The sequence below is a fragment of the Chryseobacterium aahli genome, assembly GCF_022699665.1.
Taxonomy (GTDB): Bacteria; Bacteroidota; Bacteroidia; order Flavobacteriales; family Weeksellaceae; genus Chryseobacterium; species Chryseobacterium aahli.
On record NZ_JALDNB010000017.1, the window covers coordinates 37,160 to 49,877 of the forward strand.

Genomic DNA, 12,718 nt, shown 5'->3' on the forward strand with positions numbered 1-12,718 from the left:
ATATAGTCATTAAGATTACATATGACATTAAAAAAAATAAGAAAATACATATGACATCGCTAGATTGCATATGACCTTAAAAAAAATATAAAATACATATGAAACTTTTAGTTGTAGGAAGTGTTGCGTTTGATGCAATAGAAACACCATTTGGTAAAACAGATAAGATTTTAGGAGGAGCTGCCACGTATATCGGGATTACCTCATCAGTGATGGGCGTGAAATCTGGAATTGTTTCTGTTGTGGGAGGAGATTTTCCGCAAGAGCATCTTGATATGTTCACAAAAAGAGATATCAACATTGAAGGATTAGAAATCGTAAAAGATGGAAAAACTTTCTTCTGGTCTGGGAAATACCATAATGATTTAAATACAAGAGACACATTAGCAACTGAAGTGAACGTTCTTGAAAACTTCGACCCGAAAATTCCTGAATCTATGCAAGATGCGGAGATTTTACTTTTAGGAAATCTTCACCCTGGAGTTCAATTGTCAGTTCTTGAAAAAATGAATCAGCGTCCAAAACTGGTCATCTTAGATACAATGAATTTCTGGATGGATTCTGCTTTGGATATTTTGAAAGATATGATTGCTAAAACTGACGTGATCAGCATCAACGACGAAGAAGCAAGACAGCTTTCAGGTGAATATTCTTTGGTGAAAGCTGCTAAGAAAATTCATACGATGGGACCAAAATTTGTCATCATCAAAAAAGGAGAACACGGAGCGATTCTTTTCCATGATGGTAAAATATTTGCAATTCCTGCGCTACCATTGGAAGAAGTTTTCGATCCGACGGGTGCTGGAGATACTTTTGCGGGAGGTTTTGCTGCATATTTAGCTAAAAAAGGTAAGTTCGATTTTGAAACAATGAAGTCTGCATTGATCGTAGGTTCTGCGATGGCATCTTTCACCGTAGAAAAATTCGGAACAGAAAGAATAGAGGAAGTAAATGAGGCTGATATGCTGGAAAGAATCAATCAATTCAAAGAATTGACGACTTTTACTGTTGAGTTGTAATAAAACAACTCTTTTTAAGAAATATTTATAATAAAAAATTGAGTGTAATTCGTTAAGAATTATAAATTTGCAACTCGTTTAAAATAGTAAAATGATAAATAAATTAAAAATTGCTTTTCTTTTTGGGATTTTTACTTTGTTGTTTTCAACAAAAGTAAATGCTCAGCTAAAGCCGGGTCAATTAATCGACGGTATTGCGGCTGTGATAGGCAATGAAATTGTGCTTGAATCTGATGTTGAGGAGCAGATGAATTACGGAAAACAGCAAGGTGCTGGTACCACTGATAAATGTGACTTTTTGGAGAATCTGATCAATAACAAATTTCTTGTTTTTGAAGCTAAAAAAGACACGCTGATCGAAAACCGTTCTGCGGCAATGAAAGAGGGTGCAAATGCGAAGTACAATCAATTGCTTTCTCAGTTTCCTGACGAAAAAGCGATGTTGACAGCTTATAAATTCAGAACCGGATATGAGATGAAGAATGCTATCGAAAAGATAGATACAGATACGTATTACGGTCAGGCAAAGTATCAGAGAATTACTGAAAAAGCTGACGTTACTCCTAACGAAGTAACAGATTTTTATAATATGTTTAAGACTCAATTGCCTGAGATTAAAGATGAGGTTTCTCTTTCGCAAATCGTAATGAATCCTAAACTGACTGAAGCTCACAAGGATGAATTGATTAATAAGCTGAAGAAAATCAAAGCAGATATTGCTGGTGGAGAAAGTTTTGAAAGCCAGGCAAGAATCTATTCTGAAGATCCGGTTTCTGCAGCGAATGGTGGTTTGATGAAGAATATTTTCAAAGGTCAGATGGTGAAACCGTTCGAAGCAGCTGCTTTAAACTTACAGGAAGGTGAAATTTCTGATCCTATAGAATCTGAATTTGGATATCACATCATTCAGTTGGTGAAAAAATCAGGTAAAGTGTATGACGCAAGACACATTCTTTTAAAGTCGACGCCTACTGCTGAAGAAATTACTACCGCTAAAAAGAAATTAGACAGCATCAGAGGTTTAATCTTGGCTGAAAAAATTACTTTTAAGGATGCTTCATTTAAATTTTCTGACGATAAAAGAACGAAATTCAACGCAGGTATAATTCCTGGTGGCGATGGTTCAAACAAAATTGAAAGAGAAAGTATTCCAGGAACAATAAGCTACGAATTGGCAGGTTTAAATAAAGGAGATATCACTACGGCTTTCGATGATAAAGATGACAGAGACAGAAGTGTGGTGAAGATTGTGAAAATCGAAGATGTTATTCCTTCTCACCAGATTACTTTAGAAACCGATTATGACCGAATCAAGCAGATGGCCTTGCGTAAGAAACAGGCCGAAATGGTTGAAAAATTTGTAAATTCAAAACTTTCAACAACCTTTATTTCTATCGACGGTCGTTATGACAATTGTAATTTTAAAGGAAACTGGAAGAAAGAAGCAATGAAAAAATAAAATCAAAACCTTCAGAATTATCTGAAGGTTTTTTTATGCAGAAATTCTCTAAAAGTTTTTATTTTTGAGTAAAATGTAACATTGATGGATTATAATTTTTATCAGCAAAAATTTCAAGAAGCAGTAGAAGATATTTTCTTCATGCAATTTAATGATCTGGGCTTGAAATTATCTGTTGAAAAAGTTTTAGAATCCGTTACATTGAAAATTTATAAACCTGAATGGTCAAATAATTTCAATTCTCCATTAAACTCAAAAAGCAGAATATTTTTTTCGGTTTGGGTAAATGATAAAACGATTAAAGAAGGAAAGCTATATTATAATATTCATGCTTTAAAACTTCGTGAACTGAAAGGTTATAAAATTTCAAGTAGAAAGTTTGCTGAGAAATTCAGAAATAAATTTATTGAATATCAGGGAGATTGGGAAAATGTAGATGTGAATTTTGGTCCGTTAACTCTAATGGAAGGCTGGATCACTTTGAATCTTGAAGAAATTCAAAGTGATATCATTGATTTAGCTTGGGATTTTTTAAAAATAAGTCCGTTGATTGATGAAACTTTAAGTGGTTTTAAATCTAAATAATCAGTTTAGTTTTTTATTTTTCAAAACAAGAGTTTTTAGTATTTTTACAATATGAGCAATTTTATAGATTTCAATTCAGCTAAAAAACTTCACGAGATGCAGGAAAGCAGAAATAGAATTACCGAACTTTTTAATATTCAATATCCTATCATTCAGGCCGGCATGATTTGGCATTCAGGCTGGAGATTAGCATCAGCAGTTTCAAACTGTGGCGGATTGGGTTTAATTGGTTCTGCGAGTATGTATCCCGATATTTTGCGTGAAAATATTCAGAAATGTAAGAAAGCTACCGATAAGCCTTTTGGAGTAAATGTCGCTTTGCTATATCCGAATTTAGAAGAAATTATCAATATCATTTTAGAGGAAGGTGTAAAAATAGTTTTTACCTCAGCCGGAAGTCCTAAAACGTATACAGAAACATTACAAAAGGAGGGAGTGAAAGTTGCTCACGTTGTTTCATCAACAAAATTTGCCATGAAGTGCGAAGATGCAGGAGTTGATGCTGTCGTAGCCGAAGGATTTGAAGCGGGCGGTCATAACGGTAGAGATGAAACGACTACTTTTTGCCTGATTCCCAACGTTAAAAAACATATTTCTAAACCGTTAATTGCAGCCGGTGGGATAGCTCTCGGTTCTCAAATGAAAGCTGCCATGATTTTAGGCGCTGACGGAGTTCAGATTGGAAGCCGTTTTGCTGCAACAGTGGAAGCAAGTGCTCATGATAATTGGAAGAAGAAAATCACAGAACTGAATGAAGGTGATACACATCTTACTTTGAAAGAATTGGCGCCTGTAAGAATGGTTAAAAATAAATTCTTTAACGAGCTGGAGGAGATTTATAACGTCGGAAGAAATTCTGAATCACTGGTTGCCGCTTTAGGAAGAGCCAGAGCAAAAAAAGGAATGTTTGAAGGTGATATGGAAGAAGGCGAATTGGAAATCGGCCAGGTTTCAGCTTTGATTGATGAGGTTTTGCCTGCGGAAACTGTTTTTGCGAATCTTTTGAAAGAGTTTGAAGATGTTAAAATGCCTAAGTTTTAATAAACTTAAAATTAGGAAGTCCCAATTCCCCTCCTCTGGAGGGGTGGCGAAAATTCTGAAGGAATTTTTGACGGGGTGGTTCTTATTTTCAAACGATTAAAAATATCAATAGGAGCGGACTTTAGTCCGCCTTCTTAGTTTAAAATCAATGGGCTTTAGCCAAAATTTATAATTGCCCGATTTCAAATTCTATATTTTTCCTCGCCTGATTTTCATATTTAGCTTTGAAATATTCAGTTTTAAAAATACTTTCCAGTTCCAAAAAATGCTGCAGAACTTTTTTCCTTCCCGGTTTGTATAGAAAATCCGGATAAATAGAATATTCCTTTCTGATTTGCTCAGTGTACTTTACATAGGATTCAATATCCTTTCCAAGAATTGATAAATCAGCATCTAGCAAATAATTAGTGTCATTACTTTTTGATTTATGATGAGATTTTGTCGCTAAAATCTGCTTTGAAATTTCTTCAATATCAATTTTATTTAAACCCAATTTTTCAAGTCTTAACTTTGCAAATTCTGCGCTTTTTTCTTCGTTCAATTTTGAACTTGCATCATAAATTACATCATGATAAAGAACTGAAAACGAAATATTAGTAAAGTTTACAATTCTATCTTTCACCAATTCCAATTCAGAAAACATATTTTCTAAATGACTCAGATTGTGATAATGTCTTCCTTTCTTAGCATATTTTTTCTCAATTTCAACCCAAAAATTCTCAATCAGCATTTTGTCTTGATTGAAATGTGAACAAAGTTGAAAAAAATAATCTCTTAAATTCATACTTAAAGATATAAAAAAAGGAACTTAAAAAGTTCCTTGATTTGCTTCTAAATGTGCTTTCAAATCAGCCCATCCGCCGCCGTTGTAGCCGTCTTCTAAACCTTGAGACTGTAGAAAATCTAAAGCTTTTCCACTTCTGTTTCCGCTTCTGCAGAATAAAACAACAGGTTTGTCGATTGATAAAATTTCTTCTTTTCTGTCTTCTACTTCACCCAACGGGATATTTTGAGCGCCCTCTATATTTCCGTCCATTTCCAATTCCATTGGCTCACGAACGTCGATTAATGCATAATTTCCTGATTTTAATACTTCTGCTAATGACATAATATTGCTTTCTTTTAAGTTAAATTTAAAAAAGATGGTGAACTTTTTTCACACATCCAAACTTCAACAAATTTATAAAATAATCTTAGTTTTGCAATGCGAAATCTATGAATTCAACAGCCGAAAAATATTCACGATTAATCAAGTCTAAAGCTAAAAGTTTTGGGTTTCAAAATTGTGGAATTTCCAAAGCAGATTTTCTGGAAGAAGACGCTCGACATCTTGAAAAATGGCTCAAGAATAACTACCATGGCGAAATGAAATACATGGAAAATCACTTCGACAAAAGGCTTGATCCGAGATTGTTGGTAGAAGGTTCAAAATCTGTAATTTCACTTTCTTACAACTACTTTCCTGAAGAGAAAATTTCAACGCTGGAGAATTTTAAAATCTCGAAATATGCGTATGCCGAAGATTATCATGAAGTGGTAAAAGAAATCCTTCGCGATATGGTTGCTGAATTGCAGAATGAAATCGGTGATTTTGGTTTCCGGGTTTTCGTAGATTCTGCGCCTGTTTTAGAAAGAAGCTGGGCGAAAAAATCAGGAATTGGCTGGGTTGGGAAAAATGCCAATCTTATTACGAAACAAAGCGGATCATTTTATTTTTTGGCCGAAATTATTTGTGATTTAGATTTAATTCCGGATCATGAGACAACTGATCATTGCGGTAGCTGCAGGAAATGTATTGATGCTTGTCCCACAGATGCAATTGTTTCAGAAAAAATCGTTGACGGAAGCAAATGTATCTCTTACGCAACTATCGAACTAAAAAATGAAATTCCTGATTCATTTAAAGATAAAATGGAAGACTGGATGTTTGGTTGCGATATTTGCCAGGATGTTTGTCCGTGGAACCGTTTTTCTGCACCGAATTTTCAGACAAAATTTAAACCTAATGATGCTTTAAAGAATTTCAAAAAAGGAGAATGGAAAGAGTTGACTCAAGAAATATTCTCCGAAATTTTCAGAAAATCACCTGTTAAGCGGACGAAATTTGCAGGTTTGAAAAGAAATATTGAGTTTTTGAATCAGTCTTCAGAGAAACTAAAGTGAAATTCTATTTATCTGTTGTATTTAAAATGCCTTTGTGTTTTTTGCTGAGTGAAACGCCTTTGCGAGCCTTAAAACAGTTAGTAATTAAAAAATCTTAGCGCTCTTTGCGTTAAAAATCAAGATCACGATATTTTAATTTTATAAAATCTAAAGGTGAAAATATCTGTTTGGAAATTTTACTTTCCAAAAATAAAGTGGGTAATTCACCATTCCTTAAAAGTTCAATTTTAAAGAAACAGAAGATTTTAATTCGTGAAAATTTAAAAAGCCCTTTCTACAAAAGAAAAAATGACTTTCAAAAAGAGAATATCTTTAAGAAAATCAACGTTTTTTTTGGGTTCTTTTGGGAGCTGTTTTTACTCTTACTTTAAATCTTTTCTGGGATTTCATGTTTTTATTCATATTTCCAAGTGTTTGTTCTTTAAATTTACTGATATTTCGGAATAAAACAAATACTTTTACGAAAAATTGAAAATTAAATTTTATTAAAATTATATTCAAAAGACATGAGTGCGAAAGTTGTATTGATTTATATTTTAAAAACCATCGGAATTATCCTGGGAATCGTTGTTGTATACTGTCTTTTGGGATACTTGCTTCCTTTTATCGAAGTTTCTGCAAAAGATGACGGCGAGAAAAAAGAAATTCCCATTTACATTTATACCAACGGTGTTCATACGGATATTGTGATGCCTGTTAAGAACGATTTGTACGATTGGAGTTCTAAAATACCTTTTGAAAATACAACCTCAAAGAGAACTGATTATAATTATGTAGGAATCGGTTGGGGCGACAAAGGTTTTTATCTCGACACTCCCACTTGGGCAGACCTGAAATTTTCAACGGCAGTAAAAGCTGCATTTTGGATGAGCGAATCTGCCATGCATACGTCATTCTACAAAACAATGACCGAAGCTTCCGACTGCAAAAAAATAATGATCAGTAAAAAGCAATACTTAGATTTGGTAAAATTCATCGATGCTAAATTTGATAAAGATGCCAGCGGAAATTATCTCCTGATTCCTACAAAAGCAGTGTACAGCGATAACGATGCGTTTTATGATGCGCAGGGAAGTTATAGCTTTTTAAACACCTGCAATACGTGGGCAAATGATGCGCTGAAAGCTGCCGGACAAAAAGCAGCCTGGTGGACGCCAACAGATTACGGAATTTTCTTACATTATAAATAATCGAGTGAGAATTTTTTATTTCATTTTCCTAGTTATGGTTTTTTCGGCTTGTAAAAATGAGGCGAAAGATTCTGTCGTCACTAATATTTTTCAAAGAGATAAAGTTGAAGATATCCAAAAGCCTGAGTTAGATTCCATAAAGACAAAAAAGAAAGCACAGGAAGCATCAGCATTTTGCAAAAACAAGAAAATGAGTGAAGATTTCTGCATATTGATTGATATGAGTCTTCATTCTGGCGTGAAGCGTTTTGTGGTTTGGGATTTTAAAGAAAATAAAATTTCAGGAAAATACTTGGTTGGTCATGGTTGTGGAAACAATTCGTGGAGCGGTGACGAATCGAAAGACAATCCGACATTCAGCAATGAAGACGGAAGTCATCTTTCATCTCTGGGAAAATACAAATTGTCAGGCAGAGGCCACAGCGATTGGGGAATCAACGTCAAATATCTGATGCACGGTTTGGAAGAAACCAATAATAATGCTTTAAAACGGTTTATTGTTTTTCATTCCTGGAATCTGATGAGTGATGATGAAACATATCCTAAAGGTTCACCGGAAGGTTGGGGCTGCCCTACAATTTCTAATAATGCAATGCGGAAATTAGATCCTATCATTCAGAAATCTCAAAAACCGGTGTTGATGTGGATTTATAATGAATAATCTTTTATTTCTTTAAATCAAGTTCATAAATTGATGATGGAAGATTGAACGGTTCTGACATTGATTTTTTGACAAATGCAAATTGCTGATCTTTAAAAAAAACTAGTTGAGCATCGTTATCATTAATGTTCATCCAAATGCTGTCGGTGAATTGAATGGCAGATTTTACCTTCTTCCAAAGAGCATTTTTTACGTCTGGTAAATCATATTCCGGAAGGATTGCAAATTCTGTGATTGCTGTCATTTTTTGATTTTCTTTCGTATCGGGATAAGAAAAACCACCTTGGAAAAAGCAATATCCAACGGGTTTTTGATCTGCAAAAACCATAATTAATTGATTGGAAAAATCATTGAGAACATTAATCATTTTCCTTTGATCAAAATTTTCTGCGATGTAGTTTTCGATCTCTTCTGAAGTGATGATGTCTTTGTATGATTCTCTGATGAAAGCTTTTTTAACGTCAAAAAATTCATCCATTCCCTGGTCTGACCCGATTACAAATTTTGAAACAATCTCCATTTTATTTTTTTTCAAAGCTAAGCATTTGCGGATGTTTATTTCAGTACAGTTGAGGGTAAATGAATCGGTACAGGTTTAAATTTCATAAATTTGTTCAGAACAGATGGTTTTCAAAAATGCAGAAATATAAATATCAAATTTTCACATCAGTAATCGAAGAACAGATTAAAAACGGAACTTTCAGTTCAGGTGATCGATTGCCTTCAGTTCGGGAAATCAAAGAGAAATTTAAGCTGAGTACCAGCTCGGTACAAAGTGGGTTTGATTATCTTGTCATGAAAGGATATGTGGAAAATCGACCTCGCTCCGGATTTTTTGTAAGTTTGAAACATGATGATGCGATTCCTGATTATTTATCAAAATTTCCGAAAGTTGTAAGAGATTCAGATTTTAATAAAAAACTAAAGCTGACTTCAAAAGCGGGTAAACTTTCTGAACAGTCATCATTTAATGCAACGGCTCCAAATGATTTGCTTATTCCTCAAAAATTGATTTTAAGGAAAATGCAGGAAGTAATTCGGGAAAAAGGTGCATCAATTTTAAGATATTATCCCACAAACGGATCGGAAATTTTAAAACAACAGATTGCTTCTCGTGCTTCAAAGTATGGCTCTTCAATGAATGCTGAAGAACTTATTATTACCGATGGTGCATTGCAGGCACTTTATATTGCGTTGGCTTCAGTTACGCAGTTGGGAGATGTGATCGCTGTGGAAAGTCCATGTGTTTTCTCTGCTTTAGAAGTAATATCGAATTTAAAACTGAAAATAATTGAAATTCCTGTGCACTATAAAACGGGATTTGATGTAGATTATTTGAAGGATATTTTAAATAAAAATAATGTTCGTGCCGTCGTACTCACTCCCAATTTTCATAATCCGACCGGGATTTTGATGTCTGATGAAGCTAAGAAAGAACTTGCGTTGATGGCGAATGTTTATCAGATTCCGATTATTGAAAATGATATTTATGGAGATCTTTATTTTGAAGGGGACAGACCTTCTACGATTCATCAATTTGATAAAAACGGTTGGGTAATGACCTATTCATCTTTTTCTAAAACTTTAGCTCCCGGAATTCGTTTAGGCTGGCTGAATGCAGGGCGGTTTTTTACGCAGGCGGAGCGATTAAAATTCTCTCTAGGAAGATCTGTTGCTCCCATTTATCAGGAATTAATGATTAAAATTTTAGATGGAAATATTTATGACAGGCACCTTCGTACTTTGAGAAGACAATTGGAAATTCAGTCAGTAGAAATATTGAATACTTTAAAAGCAAACTTTCCTGAAGCTTCCTACTTTCACAGGCCGATGGGTGGTTACAGCATTTGGGGTGAACTTCCTGAGAACGTGGATATGGAAAAATTTACGGCTTACTGTGAACGTGAGCGAATTGCTTTTACTCCGGATTTACATTTACCCATAGCGATGCCTACAGTCATCACTTCAGAGTAGTATTCGCAGAAAGAATAACATCTGAAAGTTTTTTAGCACTGAAAAAAGCAGGGGGAAATATCAGTTTTTTACGGTGAGATTGTAATTCTTTTCTATATTTAAATGAAAATTTTGAAGGTGATTCCTGATTGATATTGAAATTTTTTAAAAACAGTAAAAATTCATATTGTATTTAATAAAATATTAATATTTATTACATAGCATTGTTTTTAGTCATATAATCTTCTTAGAGTCAGATAGATTAACTTGATGATATACACTTTTCTAAAGTAATGTTTTCGTTTTTTAGTTAAAATAATTTAACATAATTAATTTCTTGGCATGCAAGTTGAAAGTAAGTAGGGACGTACGAAAAAAGTCCTGCAGCAGACACTTTTGGAATAGTTGATATTCCAATAACTTTAAAAGTAGCAATACTTTAATAATTAAATTTTAACGATTAAAAATAATATGAAACTAAGTTTAGCAATTTTTTCATTAGCGTTAGCTATGCCTGCTTCAATGATGGCGCAAGACAGCCTGAAAGTATCAAACGGAGAATATCCTAATACATTTACATCCGGTTCTTCCAATGTAAGTCCTTTTACTCAACAGTCGAAAAGATTCAATGACTGGGCAGTATCTTTCGGTGCCGGTGTACCTTTGATGCAGTCTGCAGATTTGACGTCTATTAAAAACGGAAACGGTAAAAACCTATTTGGTTACTCTGCTTATGTGAGTATTGATAAGGCGATCACGCATGCTTTTGGAATTAATCTTCAATATGACAGAGGAGAAACAAGACAGGGCTGGTTCAATACGAAAGATGCAGCTCCTGCCAATGCTTCAGTGACTGGACAGGTTGGTGCGAGAACTCAATATGATGCGATTTCTATTTTAGGAGATATTAATTTTTCTAATTTAATGAGACGTGTTGATAATAAATCTCCTTACAGATGGGCTCTACACGGTTATGCAGGTGTTGGAACTTTAGCATACAAAGCATATCAGAAAGATGAGTTCGGACAAAGATTAATGACTGAAGTAAAGCCATTTAAATTAAATTCTTTCTTCGGACAGGCTGGTGCAGGTTTAAAATATAAAATCAACAACAGATTAGATCTTGAAGGGAGAGTAATGTATGTGGTAACTACTGATGACCAGTTTGACGGTGGTGGTGCGCAGTACAGTACTATCAACAAAAGAGAAGATCAGGTTTCGGATAATTTCTTCAATGCAACCTTAGGTTTGTCTTTGAAATTAGGAAAACACGATTCACATTTGATGTGGCACGATCCTTTACAGGAAATTTATTACAAACTTGATGTGTTAGCTGCTAAAAACGAAGATGTAGAAGTTTGTAAGAGTGGTGACAATGATAATGACGGAGTTTGTGATGATTGGGACAGACAGCTAGATACTCCTGCAGGTGCAAGAGTTGACGGATCTGGTGTTGCTTTAGATGTTGATTTAGATGGAGTAATCGACCTGTATGACAAATGTGTAACGGTTCCTGGCCCTGTAGAAAACAACGGATGTCCTACAACAACTTCAGGTGCTGTGACGGAGGCAGAAACAAAATTAGACGGAATTGAATTTGATTTAAATTCAGACAGAATTTTACCATCAAACACTCCAATTTTGAATAATGCGGTGAACTACATTAATTCTTCAAATGGTGCTTACACTGTAATCGGTACTACAGATACAAGAGGTTCTGAAAACTACAATCAGAATTTATCTGAAAAAAGAGCCAATAGTGTGAAAGATTATCTGATTAAAAATGGAGTAGAATCTACAAAACTAGATGCACAAGGAAGAGGTAAAAAAGATTTGAAATATCCTGAGTGCGATCCTGCAACAAAGTGCCCTGAATGGAAAAACAGAGCCAACAGAAGAGTGTATTTTGAAGCTAAATAAGTAGATTTTCAAACTACAATAAACGAAATAAGTCATGCATTTTGCGTGACTTATTTCGTTTTATATCAAGTCAGATTTTTATTTCAGGTCAATCTAAGTGGGAGCGTGGTTGCTGCTTTTTCCCCAATCCCATACATGTTTATTGACTCTAAATATTTCATAAAAATATTTTCACAAATATTAGAATTTTTTCTTCTGAATACGGTTTGTATGGCACAAATTCTGTTATAGTAAAAGCACATCAAAAAAATAAAAAAATATGGAATCGATCAATGTTAAAGTGGCTTTTTGTACAGAATGTAACGGATATTATGCAGCAACTCCGGTGAAAAAAGAAGATTGTCATCACCCGGAAATTATCGACCATTATTTTTATCACGGCGAACCATATTTTACTTTGAATCAGTGTTCCTTCGAATCAAATACTCAATTATCAAATACAGAGGTTCGTATTTTAAAATTATCTGATCATCAGGCAAACGATCATCAGCATTGTAACTGTGTTAAAGATATTGAACAAAGAAAAACTGTTACCTTAAAATCTGAACCCAAAGAGCATAAATTAATCATGAGCACAGAAAATTCTGAAATGGAAGCTGATGTTTATTTTACAGATTTATATTGTACTTACAATAATTTTCATGGAATAAATACATCGGTTGGCCGTCCTGCTTCTGCATAATTCTCTAATTTTTAAATAAAATTTATAGATAAAAATATTTTACTA

General features: G+C 34.2%; 13 protein-coding genes. 10 read left to right on the forward strand and 3 right to left on the reverse strand.

Annotation, left to right across the window (positions count from 1 at the left end; genetic code table 11):
• Positions 1-98 precede the first annotated feature (98 nt).
• From MQX03_RS20125 to MQX03_RS20140, 4 genes are all read left to right on the forward strand, one after another.
• Positions 99-1,019 carry a PfkB family carbohydrate kinase gene (locus MQX03_RS20125; RefSeq protein ID WP_129536485.1) on the forward strand — a complete coding sequence of 307 codons (921 nt, stop codon included), beginning with the start codon at positions 99-101 and terminating at the stop codon, positions 1,017-1,019.
• A gap of 91 nt (positions 1,020-1,110) precedes the next feature.
• On the forward strand, positions 1,111-2,478 hold the full coding sequence (locus MQX03_RS20130; protein ID WP_242805405.1) for a peptidylprolyl isomerase: 1,368 nt from the start codon (positions 1,111-1,113) through the stop codon (positions 2,476-2,478).
• Positions 2,479-2,562: 84 nt separating this feature from the next.
• Positions 2,563-3,063, forward strand: coding sequence for a hypothetical protein (locus MQX03_RS20135; protein ID WP_242805406.1), 501 nt, complete (start codon positions 2,563-2,565; stop codon positions 3,061-3,063).
• Between the two features lie 51 nt (positions 3,064-3,114).
• Complete coding sequence (locus MQX03_RS20140) at positions 3,115-4,104, forward strand: NAD(P)H-dependent flavin oxidoreductase (RefSeq protein WP_242805408.1); 990 nt, start codon at positions 3,115-3,117, stop codon at positions 4,102-4,104.
• 166 nt (positions 4,105-4,270) lie between these two features.
• Here MQX03_RS20140 and MQX03_RS20145 read toward each other — a convergent pair whose 3' ends face one another.
• Positions 4,271-4,834 (reverse strand): HD domain-containing protein, encoded by a 564-nt coding sequence (locus MQX03_RS20145; protein ID WP_242805410.1) that lies wholly within the window; start codon positions 4,832-4,834, stop codon positions 4,271-4,273.
• A 78-nt stretch (positions 4,835-4,912) separates the two neighbouring features.
• Positions 4,913-5,212, reverse strand: a complete 300-nt coding sequence (locus MQX03_RS20150) for a rhodanese-like domain-containing protein (protein ID WP_242805412.1) — start codon at positions 5,210-5,212, stop codon at positions 4,913-4,915.
• A 107-nt stretch (positions 5,213-5,319) separates the two neighbouring features.
• Between MQX03_RS20150 and queG the strand changes: the two genes are divergently transcribed.
• From queG to MQX03_RS20165, 3 genes are all read left to right on the forward strand, one after another.
• On the forward strand, positions 5,320-6,267 hold the full coding sequence (queG, locus tag MQX03_RS20155) for a tRNA epoxyqueuosine(34) reductase QueG (protein WP_242805414.1): 948 nt from the start codon (positions 5,320-5,322) through the stop codon (positions 6,265-6,267).
• Between the two features lie 506 nt (positions 6,268-6,773).
• On the forward strand, positions 6,774-7,457 hold the full coding sequence (locus MQX03_RS20160; RefSeq protein WP_242805416.1) for a TIGR02117 family protein: 684 nt from the start codon (positions 6,774-6,776) through the stop codon (positions 7,455-7,457).
• Between the two features lie 34 nt (positions 7,458-7,491).
• Positions 7,492-8,118 (forward strand): murein L,D-transpeptidase catalytic domain-containing protein, encoded by a 627-nt coding sequence (locus MQX03_RS20165; RefSeq protein WP_242805418.1) that lies wholly within the window; start codon positions 7,492-7,494, stop codon positions 8,116-8,118.
• A gap of 4 nt (positions 8,119-8,122) precedes the next feature.
• On the opposite strand, the gene MQX03_RS20170 is transcribed toward MQX03_RS20165, so the two are convergent.
• Complete coding sequence (locus tag MQX03_RS20170) at positions 8,123-8,653, reverse strand: hypothetical protein (protein ID WP_242805420.1); 531 nt, start codon at positions 8,651-8,653, stop codon at positions 8,123-8,125.
• Between the two features lie 101 nt (positions 8,654-8,754).
• Here MQX03_RS20170 and MQX03_RS20175 point away from each other — a divergent pair, with 101 nt between their 5' ends.
• The 3 genes from MQX03_RS20175 to MQX03_RS20185 all read left to right on the forward strand — a co-directional run bounded on the left by MQX03_RS20175 (position 8,755) and on the right by MQX03_RS20185 (position 12,673).
• Positions 8,755-10,092 (forward strand): aminotransferase-like domain-containing protein, encoded by a 1,338-nt coding sequence (locus MQX03_RS20175; protein WP_242805421.1) that lies wholly within the window; start codon positions 8,755-8,757, stop codon positions 10,090-10,092.
• A gap of 450 nt (positions 10,093-10,542) precedes the next feature.
• Positions 10,543-11,991 carry an OmpA family protein gene (locus MQX03_RS20180; protein ID WP_242805423.1) on the forward strand — a complete coding sequence of 483 codons (1,449 nt, stop codon included), beginning with the start codon at positions 10,543-10,545 and terminating at the stop codon, positions 11,989-11,991.
• Positions 11,992-12,250: 259 nt separating this feature from the next.
• Positions 12,251-12,673 carry a hypothetical protein gene (locus MQX03_RS20185; protein WP_242805425.1) on the forward strand — a complete coding sequence of 141 codons (423 nt, stop codon included), beginning with the start codon at positions 12,251-12,253 and terminating at the stop codon, positions 12,671-12,673.
• The last annotated feature ends 45 nt before the right edge of the window (positions 12,674-12,718 follow it).